The 22,247-nt window shown below is 37.9% G+C and carries 18 protein-coding genes; 6 read left to right on the forward strand and 12 right to left on the reverse strand.

Annotated features, from left to right (window positions below):
* Positions 1 to 66 precede the first annotated feature (66 nt).
* A complete protein-coding gene (locus tag J7R12_RS03985; protein WP_126602744.1) occupies positions 67 to 1,017 on the forward strand; it encodes a glycine--tRNA ligase subunit alpha in 951 nt (316 codons plus the stop codon).
* Positions 1,010 to 3,232: a glycine--tRNA ligase subunit beta gene (gene glyS / locus J7R12_RS03990; RefSeq protein WP_126602742.1), complete on the forward strand. Its 2,223-nt coding sequence runs from the start codon at positions 1,010 to 1,012 to the stop codon at positions 3,230 to 3,232. Before J7R12_RS03985 ends, glyS begins: the two co-directional genes overlap by 8 nt.
* 625 nt (positions 3,233 to 3,857) lie before the next feature.
* Here the strand turns inward: glyS and J7R12_RS03995 are convergent.
* The 8 genes from J7R12_RS03995 to J7R12_RS04030 all read right to left on the reverse strand — a co-directional run bounded on the left by J7R12_RS03995 (position 3,858) and on the right by J7R12_RS04030 (position 11,952).
* Positions 3,858 to 4,352, reverse strand: coding sequence for a F0F1 ATP synthase subunit B (locus J7R12_RS03995; RefSeq protein ID WP_126602741.1), 495 nt, complete (start codon positions 4,350 to 4,352; stop codon positions 3,858 to 3,860).
* 11 nt (positions 4,353 to 4,363) lie between these two features.
* A complete protein-coding gene (locus J7R12_RS04000) occupies positions 4,364 to 4,930 on the reverse strand; it encodes a F0F1 ATP synthase subunit B (RefSeq protein WP_126602739.1) in 567 nt (188 codons plus the stop codon).
* A 127-nt stretch (positions 4,931 to 5,057) separates the two neighbouring features.
* Positions 5,058 to 5,288 carry a F0F1 ATP synthase subunit C gene (locus tag J7R12_RS04005; protein WP_004860748.1) on the reverse strand — a complete coding sequence of 77 codons (231 nt, stop codon included), beginning with the start codon at positions 5,286 to 5,288 and terminating at the stop codon, positions 5,058 to 5,060.
* Between the two features lie 54 nt (positions 5,289 to 5,342).
* Positions 5,343 to 6,101, reverse strand: a complete 759-nt coding sequence (locus J7R12_RS04010) for a F0F1 ATP synthase subunit A (RefSeq protein WP_126602737.1) — start codon at positions 6,099 to 6,101, stop codon at positions 5,343 to 5,345.
* Positions 6,102 to 6,108: 7 nt separating this feature from the next.
* Positions 6,109 to 6,540 (reverse strand): AtpZ/AtpI family protein, encoded by a 432-nt coding sequence (locus J7R12_RS04015; protein WP_126602735.1) that lies wholly within the window; start codon positions 6,538 to 6,540, stop codon positions 6,109 to 6,111.
* Positions 6,541 to 7,462: 922 nt separating this feature from the next.
* On the reverse strand, positions 7,463 to 8,887 hold the full coding sequence (gene der, locus J7R12_RS04020; RefSeq protein WP_126602733.1) for a ribosome biogenesis GTPase Der: 1,425 nt from the start codon (positions 8,885 to 8,887) through the stop codon (positions 7,463 to 7,465).
* A gap of 4 nt (positions 8,888 to 8,891) precedes the next feature.
* Positions 8,892 to 9,563, reverse strand: coding sequence for a DUF2659 family protein (locus J7R12_RS04025; protein ID WP_126602731.1), 672 nt, complete (start codon positions 9,561 to 9,563; stop codon positions 8,892 to 8,894).
* A gap of 616 nt (positions 9,564 to 10,179) precedes the next feature.
* Complete coding sequence (locus J7R12_RS04030) at positions 10,180 to 11,952, reverse strand: SLC13 family permease (RefSeq protein ID WP_126602729.1); 1,773 nt, start codon at positions 11,950 to 11,952, stop codon at positions 10,180 to 10,182.
* 334 nt (positions 11,953 to 12,286) lie between these two features.
* Between J7R12_RS04030 and J7R12_RS08945 the strand changes: the two genes are divergently transcribed.
* Together J7R12_RS08945 and nhaA are read left to right on the forward strand one after the other, a co-directional pair.
* Positions 12,287 to 13,978: a hypothetical protein gene (locus tag J7R12_RS08945; protein WP_234924830.1), complete on the forward strand. Its 1,692-nt coding sequence runs from the start codon at positions 12,287 to 12,289 to the stop codon at positions 13,976 to 13,978.
* Positions 13,979 to 14,130: 152 nt separating this feature from the next.
* Positions 14,131 to 15,492, forward strand: a complete 1,362-nt coding sequence (gene nhaA, locus J7R12_RS04045) for a Na+/H+ antiporter NhaA (RefSeq protein ID WP_126602723.1) — start codon at positions 14,131 to 14,133, stop codon at positions 15,490 to 15,492.
* 910 nt (positions 15,493 to 16,402) lie between these two features.
* On the opposite strand, the gene J7R12_RS04050 is transcribed toward nhaA, so the two are convergent.
* Positions 16,403 to 17,659 (reverse strand): aspartate kinase, encoded by a 1,257-nt coding sequence (locus tag J7R12_RS04050; protein WP_126602721.1) that lies wholly within the window; start codon positions 17,657 to 17,659, stop codon positions 16,403 to 16,405.
* A gap of 194 nt (positions 17,660 to 17,853) precedes the next feature.
* Here J7R12_RS04050 and ubiG point away from each other — a divergent pair, with 194 nt between their 5' ends.
* Positions 17,854 to 18,597: a bifunctional 2-polyprenyl-6-hydroxyphenol methylase/3-demethylubiquinol 3-O-methyltransferase UbiG gene (ubiG, locus tag J7R12_RS04055; protein WP_126602719.1), complete on the forward strand. Its 744-nt coding sequence runs from the start codon at positions 17,854 to 17,856 to the stop codon at positions 18,595 to 18,597.
* Between the two features lie 20 nt (positions 18,598 to 18,617).
* Here ubiG and grxC read toward each other — a convergent pair whose 3' ends face one another.
* Positions 18,618 to 18,872: a glutaredoxin 3 gene (gene grxC / locus J7R12_RS04060; protein WP_126602717.1), complete on the reverse strand. Its 255-nt coding sequence runs from the start codon at positions 18,870 to 18,872 to the stop codon at positions 18,618 to 18,620.
* Between the two features lie 46 nt (positions 18,873 to 18,918).
* Positions 18,919 to 19,704 (reverse strand): ComF family protein, encoded by a 786-nt coding sequence (locus J7R12_RS04065; RefSeq protein WP_126604016.1) that lies wholly within the window; start codon positions 19,702 to 19,704, stop codon positions 18,919 to 18,921.
* A 188-nt stretch (positions 19,705 to 19,892) separates the two neighbouring features.
* Here J7R12_RS04065 and J7R12_RS04070 point away from each other — a divergent pair, with 188 nt between their 5' ends.
* Positions 19,893 to 20,777 carry a methyltransferase domain-containing protein gene (locus tag J7R12_RS04070; protein ID WP_126602715.1) on the forward strand — a complete coding sequence of 295 codons (885 nt, stop codon included), beginning with the start codon at positions 19,893 to 19,895 and terminating at the stop codon, positions 20,775 to 20,777.
* Between the two features lie 15 nt (positions 20,778 to 20,792).
* On the opposite strand, the gene J7R12_RS04075 is transcribed toward J7R12_RS04070, so the two are convergent.
* On the reverse strand, positions 20,793 to 22,148 hold the full coding sequence (locus J7R12_RS04075; RefSeq protein WP_126602713.1) for an L-cystine transporter: 1,356 nt from the start codon (positions 22,146 to 22,148) through the stop codon (positions 20,793 to 20,795).
* Between the last annotated feature and the right edge of the window lie 99 nt (positions 22,149 to 22,247).

The following is a 22,247-nucleotide window of genomic DNA, read 5'->3' on the forward strand; positions in this document are numbered from 1 at the left end:
ACAAGTATAGAAGATGAAGTCCTTTTGGTCGCTATCTATAAGTTAAATATTAAAAGAGTATAAAGCGTGAAACTGCCTGAACATCTCAATCCAAAACGTTCTTTTCAAGGACTTATCTTAACTTTGCAAAATTATTGGGCTCATTATGGATGCGCAATTTTACAGCCATATGATATGGAAGTTGGGGCTGGAACTTTTCATCCGTCCACAACATTGCGTTCACTAGGACCGCGCCCTTGGAAAGTCGCTTACGTCCAACCTTCCAGACGTCCAACAGATGGACGATATGGTAAAAATCCAAATCGTTTACAGCACTATTATCAATTCCAAGTGCTTATCAAACCTTCCCCTCCCAATTTACAAGAGCTTTATATTAAGTCGCTACAGGCCATCGGTCTTGATACAAAGCTTCATGATATTCGCTTTGTCGAGGATGATTGGGAAAGTCCAACGCTTGGTGCTTGGGGACTTGGATGGGAATGTTGGTGTGATGGAATGGAAATTTCTCAATTTACTTATTTTCAGCAAGTTTGTGGCATTGAATGCGCTCCAGTTTCAGGAGAACTCACCTACGGACTTGAACGCTTAGCAATGTATATACAAGGTGTGGATAACGTCTATGATCTGAACTTTAATGGTTTAGATGACGAAAATAAAATAAGTTACGGAGATATTTTTTTACAAGCAGAGCAAGAATATTCATACTATAATTTTGAATTTGCCGACACTAAACTATTACACCAACATTTTATTGATGCAGAATGTGAATGCATTGCACTCCTTGAAGCTGGAAAACCAAAGAAAGAAAATGTCTTACATCTGTGTGTGTTCCCAGCTTATGACCAGTGTATTAAAGCGAGCCACCTCTTCAATCTTTTGCAAGCACGTGGCGTTATTTCTGTCACTGAACGACAAAGTTATATTCTTCGCGTTCGCGATCTTGCACGCCGTTGTGGAGAAGCTTTCTTACGTACAGAAGCTGGACAAATCGCACTAAAGGAAAAATCTCATGTCTGATCTTCTTCTTGAACTTTTCAGCGAAGAAATCCCTGCGCGTATGCAACGAAAAGCTGCGGCTGATCTCAAAAAATGTCTCACAGATCAACTTGTGAAAGCAGGCTTAACCTATAAAGCTGCTCAGGAATATTGGACCCCCCGTCGATTAACATTAGACATACGAGGTTTATCTCTATGCTCAAAAGATATTCATGAAGAACGTAAAGGTCCCAGTACAAAATCACCACAACATGTGATTGATGGTTTTCTGCGCACAACGGGGCTAAGCGATATTTCTGAAGCAGATATTGCACATGATAGTAAAAAAGGCGATTTTTATATCGCTAAAATCATCAAAAAAGGCCGAAAGGCAGAAGAAATTATAGCTGATATTTTACCAGATATTATCCGTAATTTTCCATGGCCGAAGTCCATGCGTTGGGGCGAAGATTCAGCAAAAAGCGGAGCACTGAAATGGATTCGATCTTTACAAAATATTCTTTGCATCTTCGGACCAGAAATCGGTGAAACGCATGTTATCCCGTTTACTGTCGGTTCTCTCAAAAGTAACAATCTAACTTATGGTCATCGTTTTTTAAGTGATGGAAACCCTATCCAAATCCGCCGCTTTGATGATTATATCACCAAACTTGAAGCCCATAAAGTTATTCTCGATGCAGAAAGGCGAAAAAATATTATTTTGGCTGATGCTCAAAATCTTTGCTTTGCAAACGGTTTAGAACTGGTTCAAGACAATGCCCTCTTAGAAGAAGTAGCAGGACTCGTTGAATGGCCTGTTGTTCTTATGAGCAATTTTGACAAATCTTTCCTCGAGATTCCTCCAGAAATTATTCGTTTGACCATTCGAGCTAATCAAAAATGTTTTGTAACCCGCAAACAAGGCGAAAAGATCACACTCTCTCATCATTTTATTCTTGTCTCTAATATCCTTGCAAGCGATGAAGGCAAGGAAATTTCTAAAGGAAATAGTAAAGTTGTCTGTGCTCGTCTTTCTGATGCGCTTTATTTTTGGCAAACGGACCAGCATAATTTGCCTGATATCAAAGATTTAGAATCTTCTGCAAAAAAAATTGATCTTGATTTAACAAAACCTCTCGATCAGAGAATGGCGCGATTGGATCATTTAAATGTAACTTTCCATGCAAAATTAGGAACACAAGGTGCAAGAGTAGAACGCGTCGCTGCCCTAGCACAAAAAATTGCTCCCTTAGTGCAAGCAGACCCTCTCTTAGCTAAACGTGCTGCAATACTTGCAAAAGCTGACCTGCAAACAGAAGTTGTCGGAGAGTTTCCTGAACTGCAAGGACTTATGGGACGAAAATATGCCCTCCTTCAGGGAGAAGATCCTCGCGTAGCTGAAGCAATTGAAGACCACTATAAACCCCTAGGACCAACAGATCGTATTCCGCAAGAACCTGTTGCTATCACAATTGCGCTGGCTGATAAAATTGACATGCTCGTCGGTTTTTGGCTCATTAATGAAAAACCTACCGGCTCCAAAGATCCTTACGCATTAAGACGAGCCGCATTGGGGATTATTAGGCTTGTGCTTTCGCGTGACTGGAAAATTAATCTTATGCCATTGTTTAAATTGGCAACAAATCTTTTTTCGCAACAAAAAACGCAATATGAAACATCTCAAAGAGAAGATACGCAATCACAAAATTTATTTCTAGAAAAAACAGAATATATTTTATCAGATCTGTTACTTTTCTTTCATGAACGTCTGAAAATCTATCTAAAAGAACAAGGAGCCCGTCATGACGCTCTTGACGCAATCTTAAACAAAGATACTGGTGATCTTTTATTAATCGCCCGTCGTGTTGAAGCACTTATTGCCTTTATCAATACAAGCGATGGGAACAGCTTTTTAGCCGCTGTAAAACGGACCGTAAACATTCTTGAGAATGAAGTTCAAAAAGGGACAATCATAACAAACAAAATTAACCCTGAACTCTTTATTGAAGTAGAAGAAAAACAACTTTATCAAGAAATTATGAAGATAGAAAGCAAAGTTCGTGAGCACATCAATGCAACAGATTTTTCATACACACTCAATACGCTAGCGCCACTCGGAAAATTTATCGATATATTTTTCGAAAAAGTATTAGTGAACGATAAAAATCCCGATATTCGCACTAATCGTCTCGCTCTTCTGAAACAGATCCATAACATTACAGAAACAGTCGCAGATTTTTCAAAACTTGTAGTCTAAAAATAAACACTCTATAAATTGAAAAATAATAAAAAGACAATTTTTCTATTTTTGAGTATCTTTGTTATCAAACCTAAAAAGACATTATAATTTCTTACATGAAGTTCGAGACAATTTGTAGGAGTTGTAGAGTTTGTAGCGTAAATGATACTTTATAGTAACTGATAAAAAAATCGAGTCAATTATTATAATACAACCATTTTATTTATAATAATAGTTTATCCATTTACATATTAAATGAGAAAAGCGAAAGCAATACAAATCTTTTATCTCAAACTCTCTCGTAAGATTATATAACAAAAATCGTCTGCTTGTACATTCAAACTGGGATTAACATATGGATAAAACCTATTTGAGAAAAATACGTTTTGAACTGTCTCAAGACAAAAGAAATGGCAATATTTTGAGATGATAATAATGGTGATTTATGCTTTCATAAGCACAGGATAGGGTATCCCATGATATCTTGTACAATACCCTTCACAGACAGTATAAAAAAGTTTGAGAGATGTCTTTCCAAAATAAGTAAATAATTACTCATGCAAGAAAAAGTTGAAAGAAATACTCAATTCTAAAAAGGAACTACTCCCCTAAAAAACTGATTCTTTAAGCACTTTAACTGCTATTAATTAAGATATGCTTTCATTTTATTAAGAGATTCTTCACAAAGAGACTCCTTAATAAGTTCATTCGCTTTATGAGAATCTAATTCTTTTGCGATAAGCGTACGAGCAGTAGAAACGGCCAATTCAATAGCAGATGAAGAAACCATACGTACCGCATCAGCTTCCGCTTGAGCAATTTTTTGCTCTGCTAATTTATTGCGGTTTTTTACATATTCCTCTGCTTTTGTACGAGCTTCGGCGATAATAGATGCAACTTCATGCTTAGCCGCTGCAATAATCTCTTGTGCATCCTTCTCTGCTTCCGCATGTTTGCGCTGATATTCAGCAAGCACTTCCTGCGCTTCTTCACGAAGACGAAGGGCTTCATCAAGCTCATCTTTAATACGCTTTGCACGCGCATCAAGATGACGCACAGCTCTCTGCGGAATTTTGAAATAAACCAAAAGAGCCAAAAAAAGAATTAATCCAACAAACGCCCAAAAAGTATCTGTCATTCTCGTATCCTTCAGTAATCCGCAACTTTAATAACTGAACGAACAGACTCTTTGCTGACATGAACATCAGTCAACTTTTTTACGATTTCAAGAGCTACTTCTTCAGCGATAGAGCCAACATTTTGCATAGCTTTATCCCGAATTTTTGTGATCTGTTTTTCAGCATCTGCTAGCTTTTTTTCTAAACTTTCTTCAACTTCCTTTCGTTCAAGCTCAGCCTTCTCTTTTAACTCTTCACCAGCTGCTTGTGCTATAACATGAGCCTGCAAACGCGCTTCTGCCAATTTCCGCTCGTAAGTTTCAACTACAGTATCTGCTTCCTGCTTCATACGCATCGCCTGATCTAAATCAGATGCGATTCGATCTCGGCGTGTTTCAATAACACCACCAATACGAGGCACAATCACACGAGAAATAAAGAGATAAAAAAGCCCAAAAGAAATTGCTAACCAAAAAAAATGTGAAGCAAAATGCACAAAATCAAAAGGCGGAAACACACGATCTGCATGCCCTGCCACGTTTTGTACATGTTCTATCGGCTTGTCAGTGGTTTGTGCATAAGCGCTGGAAACAAACATCTTCTTTCATCCTTCAACAACTCACTCCCCCTAAAACCGATGGTAATGGACTAACATTCTTCTCATTAAGAAACAAAAGGCATACCTACCTCTCACACAGAAAACAGGTATCCCTTTTTGATGATGATTAAACTCCGAAAAGAAGCAATAAAGCAATAAGCAATGAAAAAATGCCCAAAGCTTCTGTCACAGCAAAACCAAAGACAAGACGGCCAAACTGACTATCTGCTGCTGATGGATTGCGTAATGCACCAGAAAGATAGCTACCAAAAATATTTCCAAGGCCTAAAGCTGTCCCTGCCATTCCAAAGCAAGCAAGACCAGCACCAATATATTTTGCTGCAAGCACTAATTCCATATTATTCTCCTTTAAAGCAAAATTACACTATTCGACGGAAAACCGCCAGTTTTATTAATGTCCTGGATGAACTGCATCATTAAGATACATACAAGTTAAAACCGTAAAGACGTATGCCTGAAGAAATGCTACCAAAAATTCAAGAGCAGTAATCGCTACGGTCATGATAAGTGGCAAAATTGAACCACCAACACCTACAACCCCTACTCCAATCATTGAGACAACGAAACCAGAAAATACTTTGAGGGTAATATGACCAGCAAGCATATTAGCAAAAAGACGAAGTGAAAGACTGATAGGACGAGAAAGAAAAGAAATAACCTCAATCATCGTAACCAGAGGCAAAACCACAACAGGCACACCACTGGGAACAAAAAGTTTCAAAAAATTGATCCCATGCTTATAAAAACCATAACCAATGACTGTCAAAATTACTACCATAGCCAATGAAAACGTAATCATAATCTGAGAGGTGATCGTATAAAAATAGGGAAAAAGACCAATAAAATTTGCAACCAAAATAAAAGTAAATAGGGAAAAAACTAAGGGGAAAAATTGCATCCCCTGCACACCAGCGGATTCCCGCAAAGTCGTTGCTACAAACTCATAGGCCATTTCTGAAAGAGACTGCATCCGTGTTGGAACTAACCCACGACTTGATGACGAAATAAAGAGAAAAACCGAAGTTACAACAACTGTAGCTACTATAAAAAATGATACATTCGTAAAGGACAAATCCATATTCCCTATGGAAATCTTAATCAGTCGTGAAATCTCAAACTGATGGATAGGATCTGGAGTGTGTGATGTCACTTCAACCTCATTTATCAAGCCCTTTATCGGACCTTTTATCTTGGCGCAATACGCCTCTTTGCCTTAATGGACTGGAGGAAATATATCCCACAGACCGAAGAATACTCAATACACCAGCAGCAAATCCAAGAAAAAGAAAAAATACCAACCCCCATGGCCATGAACCTGCTAACTTATCAAACCCCACCCCCAAAACCACACCGACAATGATACTTGCAAGAAACTCACTCGAAAGCTTAATTGCATGTGCCATCTTTCCTTGTGACACTCCCCCCTCATTTCCATACCCCTGCTTCTTTAATGCTTTCTTATGCATTAAAGCTCTACCTAACTTCTTACTTCGACATTCCAAATCCTCTGAATGAAGACAGTCTTTTTGCCCTTCTTCTTCCGCTTCAGTTCCCTGCAGTGGCACAATGGGTTCACTCCCCTTTGCCATCATTGGCTCCTTAATCAAAAAGCAAAGTAAAAGGTTAATCTACAAAACCGTGCGCATCATATTGTTCTCGCATTTATTCGTCAAGACGCTAAAAGAAATCTATCACAATTTATCCCATAAATAACATGTCTTTTAATTTTATGAATCCTCACCCCTTATGTATTCTTAAATAATCACCCCAACCTACAGAGAATACGTCGCTGTTCAGCTTTAGCAAAACATACCAGCCTTCATGTCAAGACATCAAGAAACATAGTGAGAAAATACCCTCTTTTACAGTGTTTATCCCTGTTCACAAATAAAGGGTGATATCTATGATTCTTCCATATCTTTTAATGTACGACATAGAACTGTAATGAATTATGTTATGTAAAAAAGACTATGTAAAACAAAATCTTAGATACTAGCACTACACCACTTCGAATGTTTTAGATATGGTAAATATTTCTACTTTTTGTGAGAACAACCGCCGCAAATCGGCTTTCTCCTTAATAATTACAGATATGAGAACTTCTTTTACCCAGCACTATAATACACTCTCTGATCCTCAGTTATGCAACTCCTCTTGATTAAAATGCTTTATTAAAGAGACTTCTGCTTCAAACAATTCTGATTCATACATTTATTCCTTTCAATAACGCATCAATACAGGATTTTTTGTTTTAAGATTAAGAGAAATTGCAACGAGAAAATAGCGCCATATGAGACCTCTTCATCCAATAGAGAGAATGATAAAATTATTTTTATAAATCAATATATTGCTCAATAAAAAATGTTTCTTCTTTTATGGAAAATAATATCATTATTTGGTGATAATACGCAGTTCATTTTCGATATTAAAACATAATCATTTATGAAAAAGTCTATTTTCTTAAACTGGTTCTTAAATATAGACTTCATTCACTAAAAAAACAGAGAAGAATCATTTCTTTTTGGAACGTGGCGCAAAAGGATTATCAGATGCGCGTAATGATATGCGAATTGGTATACCAGGCATATCGAACGCATCACGTAATCCATTGGAAAGGTAACGTAAATACGATTGAGGCATTACCTGTGGTCGCGAACAAGAAATCACAAATCCAGGAGGACGCGTCTTAATCTGTGTTATATATTTAATCTTAAGTCGACGCCCAGAAACTGCAGGTGGTGGATGATGTGCAACAACAGTTTCAAGCCATCGATTCAGTTTTCCCGTGGAAATACGGCGATTCCACACACGGTGCATCATCATGATATTTTCCATCAGTTTATCAATCCCTTGACCATATTGGCCCGATAAAGGAACAGCTCTCAAACCACGAACCTGAGGAAGAAGGCGGCTACATTTCTCATGCAAATCAATCAATGTCTCCTGACTATTTTCAACAAGATCCCACTTATTAAAAGCAATAAGAGGAACTCGCCCTTCACGAATCACAAGGTCAGTGATTTGCAAATCCTGCTTTTCAAACGGTGCCGTTGCATCAAAAACGATCACTACCACCTCTGCAAAACGAATTGCACGTAAAGTATCTGCAACAGAAAGTTTTTCTAATTTTTCTTGAATTTTTGATTTTCGGCGTAAACCTGCAGTATCAAAAAGTTTAATATGACGGCCCCTCCATTCCCAATCTACAGAAATAGAATCACGTGTAAGACCTGCCTCTGGTCCTGTTAACAACCGATCTTGTTTCAACATACTATTGATGAGCGTTGACTTCCCTGTATTTGGACGCCCTGCAATTGCGATCCGAATGGGCTTATTTTCATCGTAAATAAATCCCTCTTCCAAATCATCCACATCATCACCAACGGATGCAGGTTGTACAGCAGTATATTCTTCTTCGTTTTTATGTTCAAAAGCACGTTGCATACCAACAGCATCTACAATTGCATCACGAAGATCCGTAAGCCCTAGACCATGTTCAGCAGATATGGGACAAGGCTCCCCCAAACCTAATGACCACGCTTCATACTCTCCCCCTGTAGCTGCTTTTGACTCAGACTTATTGGCAACAAGCACTATCGGTTTGCCTGACTTGCGAACCAATGAAGCGAAACTTAAATCACTCGGCGTTATTCCACTTTTAGCATCAAACACAAATAAAATAAGATCGGATTCTTCAATAGCAGCTTTTGTATGAGAACGCATACGACCTTCAAGTGTATGATCACCCGCTTCTTCTAACCCAGCTGTATCAATCACATCAAAACGCAGATCTTGAAGTTTTCCTGCATGAATACGCCGATCACGTGTAACGCCTGGCTTATCATCAACCAAAGCCAATTTTTGCCCAACCAAACGATTAAAGAGCGTTGACTTCCCAACATTGGGGCGACCAACTATAGCAATGGTAAGGCTCATAAATTCATTCCTTACTTACCTTGCCCTCTGCTTGTATAAGCTCAAGCATCATACGAGCCCGATCTGCTACTTTTGATCCTAAAGCACCTTCTTCAGTAATTTTCCTAAAATAATCAACCGCTTCTTTTACCTTATCGGCTTTATACGCAGCTAAGCCCAAAGCCTCTCTTGCAGACATACGCATAGGATCAATATCATTTGCCATATCTTCAACGCGCTTTTTAATCTCATCCAAAGTCCCTGTATCAACCAAAATATAAGCTGCACGAATTTTTGCAACTTTCCGCAAAATTTGTGGTGCCTTTTCATCAGCCGCAACAGAATCAAAGGCTTCTACTGATTTAACAGTATCACCTTGTTCCATGAATAAAGAAGCTTCACGCAAACGAGCAAGAAAAGGATATCCTCCAAAGTTAGAGACTTTAACATTTTCCAATTGCTTCATCGCTTCATCAAAATGACGTGTATCCGCAAAATCAAGGCTTTTTACAAATGCATCACCAATATGACCAGCTTTCTTTATTTGTTCATGATGGTAAATTTGATAAGTCACTACCATCAAAATGAAAACAACAATTGCAAAAATAACCGCAAAACCATAACGTCTCCAAAAAGCAAGAGCTTTTTCCTGACGAACCTCTGCATTAACTTCAGCAATAAAACTATCATACGACATATATCATACCTTGGAAAAAATTACTTTCTGTGCTTTTACGCATAAATGTATAAAGATGGTAGCTCTCATAAACTAAAAACCTTAAAATTTCTAACTTATTTATTGCAAATCAATGTGTATCCAAACCACTTGGACTTTTGCAACTCCATCAATCAAAAACGATAGAACCGCATTTTGGTTCATAATATAGTTTTACATCCCTTTTTAAACTGTTACCACACCCCTCATGCCCATTATACAAGCCTCTCTATAATCTCAAGAGCTATTTGTATCCCCTCCTTCTCGTTATATATACGAGAATTACCTTTTCAAATCTTAAAAGCAACAATCCTATTGCATTTTTTAAAGCCCTTAATCGTAGAATTTCAGTGAGAAAACAATTCATTAAAAAAACTTTTACAAAGAGATATTACTTAATTTCCATGATTGAAAATATTTTTAACCAAATAAACAAATTTTGTTATCCAGAACGGAAGAAATGCCAAAACTCCATGAGAAAAATCAATTTAAAATTCAAACTTCAAGTAAAACTCTGTGTACAAAATATTTCTCTTTAACTTATTGTTACTCGATTGATAACCTTTTGAGGCTGTCACTTACCGTGTCTAAAAATGTTTTATTGTAATGGCCAAATCCACATGAGCATTGGAACTGCAACAATGACTATCAATACCGCCAACGGAGCACCAAAGCGTGGATAATCACTAAAACGATATCCCCCTGGTGCCATCACGAGCATATTACTTTGGTGTCCAATAGGCGTGAGGAACTCACATCCCGCACCAATTGCAACAGCCATCAGAAAAGCTTCAGGCTTATAATGAAGAGAATGAGCAAAGCTTGATGCGATTGGTGCGACCATCATAACTGTCGCTGCATTATTCAAAAATGGCGTTACCAACATGGCTGTAACCAACATCAGCGCCAATGCGCCAGAGGGTGGGAAAAACACCGCCAATTGGCTCAGCCATTGACCTATGAGATCCGTACATCCTGTCTTCTCTAGTGCTTCACTCACTGGAATAAGAGTCGCTAATAAAACTAATATTTGGCCATCTAATGCTTGATATAAGTCACGCGCTGGCAAAACTCGAAAGATAACCATAGCAGTAGCAGCAGAGAAAAAAGAAAGGGAAACGGGAACAATATGAAAAGCCGTGCAAATGATCGCTATAAAGAGAATAGCTAAAGATACAAAACCATGACGTAAATTGCCGAACACAATATTGCGTTTTGCTAAGGGTAAACATTTCAGTTCCCGTAATAAATTTGGAATAACCCTCTCTTGTCCCTGCAAGACAATCACATCTCCAAGATGGAAAACAATATCCTCAAGCCTCCCCCGTACTCTTTCATGTTGTCGACTTAACGCAAGAAAATTCACATCATAGCGATCAAAGAACGAAAACTCTTTCGCACTGATGCCAATGAGGGGTGAATTATGTGTGACAACTGCCTCAATAATATCGACGTCGCTGTCCTTGTCTCCCGTGGAAATAGTTCGATCAGAGAGAAACTCTAAACGAGCAGAATTCATCACACTATCTAGCCCTGTGTGTGAACCCTCCAACAAAATAATATCGTTTTCAGACAAAACAAAATCTGGCAATGGCGAAATAGAGACTTTATTTCTGATAACTTGAACCACCATGATATCACCACCTGATGGTTTAACAAGGTCCACTATAGTTTTTCCCACAATCGGTGAATTTGTTGGAATATACACTTCCGAAACATAGTTACGAATATCAATAGCATCATCAAACGATACACCTGAACGTACACGTACAGGTAAACGCCAAGAAAAAAAGACCAGATATAGTACACCAGCAGTAGCAACAGCGGCACCAACCGGCGTAAAATCAAACATGGTAAAAGAAGCCCCCGTTAAACGTTCTTGCATAGCTGAAATAACAACGTTAGGAGAAGTCCCTATCTGTGTCATAAGACCACCCAACAAAGAACCAAATGCCATGGGCATCAAAAAGATAGAAGGGGAAATCTGAGAGCGACGAGCAAATTGAAAAGCAATAGGAAGCATGATAGCCAAAGCACCAATGTTTTTAACAAACATTGATAAAAACACTACAGAAATAACCAAAAAAGCCAATTGAAGACGCACTGATTTTACATCTGGCCATATCCGTTGAATAATAAATTCCATTATACCAGAACGTGATACAGCTGTACTGACAACAAACACACTCCCCACAATAATAACAATATCATTACTGAAGCCGCTAAACGCCTCCTTTGGGCTAACAAGTCCCACAATGCAAGCAACCAATAATGTACAAAGAGCGACAAGATCATAACGGAATCGATCCCAAATAAAAACAACCATCATGAGACCAATGATAGAAAAAGCCATTATTTGATTTCCTGTCATGATACCCATCTCTCCCCATTAGATTACAATAAACACATATATTGTTTTAACTGTTCCTATAAAAAGCGGCAAGATAAAAGCAAACGTTAGCACACTTTAAAGTGATAAATGGTATATACTTCTCTCTGCTTATTCTTTAAGTGTTTTGTTGAAATTAAAGAAAATTGATAACAGTTAATAAAAGCGTATTGCAAAAAAAACAGAAATGACTCTACATGTAAAAGAGAGTAGATAACTGTTGAACCTGATGCACACTCTATCTTAACTTTTGTTGTTGCTTAAAGGAATTTATCTCCACTCTCACGAGGGAGCGATAAAGACGAAAGAAGAAATGATGGACAATCTTAATAATGGGTATAGAGGTAATCTAAAATACTGGTTGACTTGTATTATTGGATTTGTCGCTATCTTGGCAATTATAGTTGTCGGTGCTTTTTATATGGCAAAACCCTATCTTGACAGTTTTGTGAGACGAGAAATAGCCCGCCGTTCTATAAAAGCAGAAACAGCCGAAGTTAGCATCATAGGAAAAGTCAATTTGACGAATGTTACACTGCCAGTTCCTGCCAATATATCACTTAAAATTGGGGCTATTTCTGCTCGTCCTCCACTTTCTTTTATTCCAGGGACGTTTACACTTTATAATGTTGATTTAAAGCATAAGAATATTCATGTACACATTCCCCAGATTTCTCTTAAAAGCGTGTCATTAAAAGAGAAGGATACAGCAATTACATCACACCTTTTGCAAACAATTATGCGTATTGAACTTGCATCAATCTTTGCTCCTAATATACAGCTTTCTGTAAAAGATAAAAATAAGGAAACAGAAAAAGTTGAAGTAAAGAATTTTCAGCTTTCTGGTTTTAGAAACGGTCGTATTCGTTCTGTTAGCGTTAAAAATATCGATCTTACAACGATCGCTGCAAATGATGCTGAACAGATGTATCTTATCGCCAAAAGTGATACAATGAAAATGCATGATATTGACATCAATTACGCTTATTCTATCATTTTTGGAAAAAACAACGCGCTCAATCAAGGAAAAACCGTTACCGGTCCCATTTCTCTGAATAACATAAGTGTCAATATTTTCAAAGAAACAGAACAAAATGCTTCTTTTTCTCTCGGTCAATTTAAAACGTCTGGTCTAAAGATGAAACCGCTCGAACAAACACCAGAGAAATTGATTCAAGCTTATCTTGATGCAAGAAAAGAAAATAATCCGGTTGCTGAAAAAACAGCACGAAATGGTATCCTCTTAAACACACTGCTCGCTATTACCTCAGCTGATGCGAAAATTGATAATGTTGTCGTTGATATACCGCGGTTGAAAACAACGCTCCAATCCTTCCAATTTAAACCAAGTCTGTGGAAACATCCCATACCCAAAAAAATGCTTCTTTCTCTTGATAACTTTTCGATTGTACCTAAAAAAATAGAAGAGAAAGACTTAGATCTCTTCAAAAAAATGAACCTTGAGCGTTTTGATATTTCAGGAAAACTCGATATTGCTTATGATGAAGGGAAACGTACGCTCTCTCTTAATGGTATGTCTTTCAACATAAAAGGTGTTGGTTCTGGAAAAATATCTGCTAAAATTATTGATGCTGATGAAAAACTCTTTTCTGGTCAGAAAGACGTGATGATTGCAGCCTCTCAGGACCTTGGCATCAATGAAATTGACATACGCTATACAGATGCTGGTTTCATTAATAAGTTTTTTTCTTATCTCGCACAAAATCTTGGTGACACAAAACATGATCTCAAAAAAGAACTCTATGACAATTTCTATCTGATGATGACACAAACTCCCAAAATTTTGCTAAAAGACCATGAAAAAGCTGAAAATATTTCAAAAGCTTTTGGTGACTTTGCTAAAAATCCAAAAACATTGGTCATTCAAATCAAAGCAAAAGATAACAAAGGACTTACAATAGCTGATCTCGAAACTGCTCTGCAAAACGATTTGTCCACAGTTTTGGATAAAGTGCATCTCACTGTCAAGAATGAAGCATCACCTTAAAAAAAATAGCGTTCAGCTTTGAACATGATGATCTTGTTTGTAAATTAAGAGCTTTATTCCCCTTTTTTCTTTTGTATGATATAAAAAACATCATACAGAGTAGTTTATATAAAAAATATCATTGGTAAAATCGTCGACACTTGGAGTTGTTCATGTCTGATTTATCTTCAAATCGTTTGCCTAATCGCGCGTCTCGTGTCACAAATCAAGCGCTTTCCGCTATTGAGCGCTTTCTTCATATTGAAGCTCTCAGCGGTATTGTCCTTTTATTAGCCGCCGCCGCCGCACTCATTTTTGCCAATTCTCAATATGCTTCTCTCTATGAATCCTTCTGGCATACACCCTTTGGCTTTAACTTTGGTCATTTTACCCTCTCCTGGGATTTACATTTCTGGGTTAATGATGCTCTCATGACTATTTTCTTTCTTGTTGCGGGAATGGAAATCCGACGCGAAATTCATGAAGGTGCTCTTGCCGATTTTAAACAAGCAGTTTTGCCAATTGTTGCGGCAATAGGTGGAGTTTGTCTTCCTGCAATTATTTATCTCAGTTTTAACTTTAAGGGGGGACATACGCATGGTTGGGCGGTACCAACAGCTACAGATATTGCCTTTGCGCTCGGAATTCTGGCTCTTCTTGGAAAAAAAATTCCTTCTAATCTGCATATCATTCTTTTATCTTTAGCAATTATTGATGATATTATTGCTGTTCTTATTATTGCTTTCTTCTACTCAACGGATATTGATCCGAGTGGTCTCTTTATTGCAGCAGCAGGTATTGCTTTAGTGTTATTTTTTCAATGGATTGGGCTCGCTTCGGCATGGCTTTACATTCTACCTGGCGCAATCATCTGGTGGGGCTTAATGGCAACAGGTGTTCATCCATCACTTGCTGGTGTGATTTTAGGCATGATGACTCCCGTTTTTCCTACCCGTACTCTGGTAGCTCCGCTCACCATGTTAAGCAACGCAATGCAAGTTCTCCAAGAAAAAGATACAAAAACAGATCTACATCATATCTCAACTGCATTAAAAAAGATGCGCAAAGGACAACGTGATATGATTGCGCCAGTAACGCGTGTTCAGAAAGCATTGCATCCGTGGGTTGCCTACGGTGTGATGCCAATTTTTGCTTTTGCAAATGCTGGTGTTAGTTTTGCAAGCTTCGATCTTTCTTCTTATGAATCATTCTTAATCGTGCTTGGTGTTGTCATTGGTCTCTTTGTTGGAAAACCTTTGGGAATTATTGCTGCTAGCTATCTAGCTGTAAAATCAGGGTTATGCCGCCTGCCTCCTCATATGACATGGACAGGTATTTTGCTCATTGGATTTTTAGCGGGAATTGGCTTTACGATGTCTATCTTTGTTTCAATGCTTGCTTTTAAAGATATTATCCTACTTGATTCTGCAAAAATTGGTGTCCTTTGTGGATCAGGTTTATCTGCTCTTGTCGGTCTTGGATATGGAGTGATTTACATCAAACGCAGCAAAAAAAATCCCCATAGTTCGCAATAAACCAAGTAACAATACGTTTTTATGCGAACTTTAAGAAAAATGATTTAGTTTATTTGTTGTGCACCGTTCATTTATAATTATAGAGACAAATTAATGGAAATACTTTATCTCTTTATTGATAAATAAGTGAAAAAAGCTCACTCCCTAAAACCTATTTCATTCCACTGATAAATTTTATGAAAGAAACTTAAACAAAACGAACGCGTGATTTTGCATGTTAAAATATGTCTTCACATGATTGAAACATTGAAATCTTGACCGATCAATGTACATGCATAATGTGTTGCCAGATAATGAACAGGCAGAAAATATAGAACAAATTGTTCCCTGTAACTGTTTGTATTAAAATCGTAGATGGAAATTTCAAGTGTCTCAATTTACTCTTACTATAACTGTGCAAACTTCTGATCTCCAACAATATAACACATATTATTTTGTTTATTGAAGAATAAGAGGATTTTTTTACTACGCTTGATGTCAATAATCTCTTATCCAAGGGCAAGAGAAGACAAATTAAGAGCGATAAATTCTGTATGCAAAAAAGCTTGGCGTATTCCCTCAATTGAAGTATTTCTCTATGAGCAATTGCGGCACAAACCCTTGAGATATTTATTTCCCCTCAAATAAGAATAAGATTAAATCTGCAAGAAATACGGAAAATTCTCAACAATCATTTGAGAAAAGCAAACATAGATGGAATATATTTCATCGAATCTATATTACCATTGCGTGAATAATAAAATCTATGAACTCTATAATCTAACTCAGCTTTCACAAAGATTTCTCTAACAGACATATCTGAACAAATAGCGTACTTTTCTCTCACAAACACTCATATAAGGAGTCCTTCATTTCCCCTCTCTCTATATATGAGTACTTCATATTACTTGGAAAGCTTGTTAGAACATACTTAAACTTTATCAAGCCCATAAACAGCATGTAATGTTCTGACTGCAAGTTCAGTATAAGCACTATCAATCAAAATAGAAATCTTAATCTCGGAAGTCGTGATTGCTTGAATATTAATACCTTTTTCAGCCAAAGCCTGAAATGCTGTAGCCGCAACACCTGCATGACTGCGCATTCCAATCCCAATAACCGATACCTTGGCAAGATCGCTTTCAAATTGGATAACATCAAATCCAATCTCTTTGCGATTTTTCTCAAGAAGTGCAACGGCCTTCTCTACATCCCCTGACGGTACAGTAAAAGTCATATCAGTTTTTGAGCCGTCTTCAGAAATATTTTGCACAATCATATCGACATTAATTTGTTCTTCAGCTAAAGGACCAAAAATTGCTGCGGAGATCCCTGGACGATCAGCAAGTCTACGAAGAGAAATTTGCGCTTCATCCTTAGCAAAAGCAATACCAGTAACATTTTGTTGTTCCACAATTTCATCCTCATCGCAAATAAGTGTTCCAGAAGAATTCATGAGATCACCCATGCCTAACGCATCGGGATCTTCAAAACTTGAGCGCACGAAGGTACGAACTTTGTGAACCATTGCCAATTCAACAGAACGCACCTGTAAAACTTTCGCCCCAAGAGAAGCCATTTCCAACATTTCTTCAAAAGCAACTTTTGGTAAACGACGTGCCTTAGGTTCTATACGCGGATCCGTTGTATAAACACCATCCACATCTGTATAAATATCGCAGCGATCAGCTTGTATCGCCGCCGCTATAGCAACAGCACTCGTATCTGATCCCCCACGCCCTAAGGTGGAAATCCGATTATCCGGAGCTAACCCCTGAAAACCAGCAATAACTGCTACTTGACCTTCCTGAAAACGCTGTATCAAAAAAGATCCATCAATATCTGTAATACGCGCACGACTATGCGCACTATCCGTGTGAATAGGTATTTGCCAACCAAGCCATGAACGTGCATTGACTCCCATTGCTTGGAGTGTAAGAGCCAACAAACCTGCTGTTACCTGCTCACCAGAAGCAACAACAACATCATATTCATAAGCATCTCTCTGTATTGGTGAAGCATCACATGTCCACTGAATAAGCTCATTGGTTTTTCCAGCCATCGCGGATACTATAACCGCAACCTCATTGCCTGCATCCACCTCTCTTTTAACATGCCGTGCAACATTCTGAATACATTCAATGTCTGCCACAGATGTTCCGCCAAATTTCATGACAATGCGCGCCATCAATAACACTCTTACCTTTACATTTCTTATCTCAAGTGACAATGAGAATAAGAACTTACTCCCATATCAACAAACCATTTTTTCACATATAGAATATCTACCATTTGTGCAAGTTTAGTTATATTTATATTATTTTCTCTTGACTTTAGATAAAACCTATCTGACTTGAGAATTTAAAATACAAGGGAAGCGATATGATAGATGAAACACGTACCACAATTGATCAGAATGAAATTGATCACTTCTCACATATTGCTTCTGAATGGTGGGACCCGCAAGGAAAATTTCGCCCACTTCATCAGTTTAATCCAACACGTCTTGCTTACATTAGAGAAAAAATCTGTTTAGAATTTAATCGCGATCCTGTCTCACTGACACCCTTCGAAAATTTAAAAATTCTTGATATTGGCTGTGGAGGTGGTTTGTTATGTGAACCAATGGCACGTCTTGGCGCTACGGTTGTAGGAGCTGATGCTGCACAAACGAATATTGAAGTCGCAAAAACCCATGCCGCCCAAAATGGCCTTTCTATTGATTACCGCACAACGACTGCAGAAGCACTGGCCAATGAAGAAGAGCAATTTGATATCATCCTCAATATGGAAGTTGTTGAGCATGTGGCTGATGTTAACTTCTTCATGGGAGCCACAGCAAAACTCCTCAAACCACAAGGATTGATGTTTGTCTCAACACTCAACCGTACATGGAAAGCATGGGGATTCGCTATTGTAGGTGCTGAATATATTTTACGCTGGCTTCCAAAAGGAACCCATGACTATAAAAAGTTTTTAAAACCTCAGGAACTTAAAAAGCTTTTATCAAAAAACGCTCTGACTGTCATTGATCAAGTCGGTATTACTTATAATCCATTAAACGACAGCTGGAATCGCTCAAAAGATATGGGCGTCAACTATATGCTTCTCGCAAAAAAGTCTTAAGCGAATATAATCTACAATAATTATACGTCTTGCAACAAAGAATTGAGCTTCCCTTCATTTTCTAAAGCGTAAAGATCATCACAACCACCAACATGATAATCACCTATGAAAATCTGTGGAAATGTATTACGCCCATTTGCTCGCTGCACCATTTCTTGGCGAAGAGAAGTTGATGCATCAATATCTGTATATTTTACTCCTTTTTTATCAAGCAAATCACGTGCTTTCGTACAGTAAGGACAGTTAGGACGTGTATAAAGTATTATCTCTTTCATAGTTATTCTCCAATCATTTCAAAATAGTATCAACTTTAAGTTTCTCTCAAGAGCTCGGAAACATAGAAGCCTCTTTTAGCACACGCGAAAATGTTAACACATCAACCTGTCGCGCACCTGCACGTTTTAATGTCGCAGCCGCAGCTGTAACTGTCGCACCGGTTGTGAAAACATCATCAATCAACAAAATAGAACGCCCCTTTAGATATTTTTTAACTTTACGCGGCACCTCAAAAGCATTCAGTACATTTAATTTTCGTTCCCTAGCAGATAAACTAACTTGTGGACAAGTATGTCGACAACGCACAAGCCAGCCGGGCTTAAAAATTTTTTTCTGTGTGCGTGCAATATAACGAGCAAGCTCAGCAGATTGATTATAACGCCGCTTCAAAAAACGACGGAAATGCAAAGGAACGGAAATAATAACATCACAATCATTAATAATCTCACGCCCAGCAAACGCCATCCAATTCGCCATAAAAGATGCGAGTTCTATATGATCACCATATTTCAATCGCGTTACCAAAGTTTGCGCCACCCCCTTATGAACAATAGCCGAGCGAACACGCGAAAAAGGAAGAGAATTTTGAAGAGCTTCACCACTGAGAAAACCATCCCCCATATCACAAACAAAAGGGATCCCCATAACAGGACAATAAGGTTTTGTAATAAATTGAAGATCTTTCCAACACACAGAGCAAATCGTACCATAAGCAGAAACGCTTTGCTTACATCCAAAACAAATCGGCGGATACAAAATTGTTAGAAAACGCTCAATAAACTTGCTTAATATATTTCCGCTATTTAAAGCTATTCCTTGAAAGCATAACATCATTAATTGAAGCTTTTACAGCTTCCCTGCACAAAAAAATCTTTTATATTTTTTAATTTTAATTCCTTTAAAAACCCTTACTTTTTATAAATTTGTTGTTCTTTTACATCATAAGCTTGACAGGGCTTGCACAAAAATGAACCTTTGCAAAATAGACTTTTAATCATAGATCGAAAGACCTTACCTATATGCCATATCCTTTAATTTTTGATCATGACCGGATTGAACAATTCCGCAAACGCGCTTTTAAAAAAGCAAAAAAAGGGTGTGACTTTTTATTGTCCTACATAGCTGAGGATCTTTGTAAACGTCTCAGTACCGTTGATCGTCTCTTTACATTAGCTCTTGATTTACACAGTCATACAGATCTTGCAGCGCAAGCTCTCTTGCAATCGGGAAAAGTCCATTCCATAGAACGCGTTGAAACGGACATTCTTTATCAAAGCCATGATAAAAAATTTCATTTACGCCCTCGAGAATTTCTCGACTTTCCTCAAAATTATTGTGACCTTATCGTTTCACTTCTTTCATTACAATTGACCAATGATACCCCTGGTGTTCTTCGTCAGATAAAAAACACCCTTAAACCAGATGGTTTATTTCTGGCTGTTATGGCGGGAGCGGGTACACTTGTAGAATTACGTGAATGCTTATTACAAGCTGAAATGGAAATCTATGGTGGTGCAAGCCCTAGAATTTATCCTTTTGCTGATATTCGTGATGTAGGAACTCTTTTACAACGTGTTGGTTTTGCTCTCCCTGTAGCAGACATTGAAAATATCACAATACGTTACAATACAATGTTTGACCTTATAGATGATCTTAAAGCTATGGGAATGCAAAATGCGCTTATCAATCGCTCACGACGCCCTGTATCCAAGCGCTTCTTTCTCCGCGCAGCTGAAATCTATGCACAACGATTTAGTGATTCTGATGGACGCATTCGCGCGCATTTTTCTTTCATCTGGCTCTCTGGTTGGTCACCTCACCCAAATCAGCAAAAACCTCTCCAACCTGGCTCGGCACAAATATCTCTTGCAGATGCTTTAGTAAAACACCCCCAAAAACCATAGCCTCAATATGGAAAATTATTTTTCAAAAATGCTTCTATCCGTTGTCCGTAACATTTGACTGGTTATAGTTCCTGCCAACATTGAATCACTGACATTGAGAGCTGTACGCCCCATATCAATTAAGGGTTCGATAGACATAAGAACAGCAACCAAAGAAACAGGAAGCCCCATAACTGGCAACACGATCAATGCAGCAAAAATAGCTCCACCACCAACACCAGCAACACCAATAGAACTCAGTGTTACAACACCAACAAGAGTAGCAATCCAAATAGGATCAAGGGGGTTAATACCCACAGAAGGTGCTATCATAGTCGCAAGCATCGCTGGATAAAGGCCTGCACAACCATTTTGTCCAATTGTTGCCCCAAAAGAGGCTGCAAAACTCGCAATTGACTGCGGTACACCAATCCATTGCGTTTGAGCCTCAATATTCAAAGGAATACTTGCCGCACTGGAACGACTACTAAAAGCAAATGTCAAAACAGGCAAAACCTTTTTGAAAAAACGAAAAGGATTAATTCCTGATATACTAAGCAACACAGCATGAATTCCAAACATAAGGAGAATTCCAACATAGGAAGCGATGATAAAAACAAATAAATCTAAAATATCTGCAATATGTGAGGTTGCTCCAACCTTCGTCATAAGGGCAAAAATACCATAAGGTGTCAAAGCAATTACAATACGGACTAACCGCGAAATCCAAGCTTGTGCCACTTGAATGAATAAAAGCGCTTTTTCTCCCTTTTCTGGATCATCTTTCTTTAAAAGAAGACCTGCAGCTCCTAAAAAGGATGCAAAAATAACAACACTGATAATTGAGGTACGCTTGGCTCCACTTAATTCAGCAAATGGATTTTTAGGAATCAAGGATAAAATCATCTTTGGAACATTCATATCTCCAAGTTGGGCAATACGATCATCGAGAAGAGCTGAAACTTTTTGCCCTTCATGTACCAAACCATTCGCTGTTAATCCAAAGAAATTAACCACAAAAATACCGACAAGTGCTGAAAGAGCAGTTGTAAAAAGCAATATTGAAATGGTCATTGTGCTCATTTTACCAACAGCATAAACAGAATGTAAATGAGCAACCGCTGAGACGATAGAGACAAAAACCAATGGCATAACAATCATTTGTAGTAATAAGATATAGCCATTACCAACAATGTTAAACCATTCAACGGATTTCAATAAAGTGGCTTCGCCTTCTCCATAAACAATCTGTAAAACACTGCCAAAAATCATGCCAAAGACAAGTCCCAGCATAACACGGAGTGAAAGGCTCCATTTCATCCTATTAATTTGAGTAAGCCATAACAAAAAAATAACAAATAGAAATAAATTGATGAAAAAATTAAATGCCATTGTTTATGTCCACTATTGTTATGCTTGATATTGAATAATCTGTATAGCTCAAAATCAATGCCTGATATTCGAAAATGGAATATAAAGCTTGCAACGCTT

This window comes from Bartonella vinsonii subsp. vinsonii (genome assembly GCF_902825235.1).
GTDB lineage: Bacteria > Pseudomonadota > Alphaproteobacteria > Rhizobiales > Rhizobiaceae > Bartonella > Bartonella vinsonii.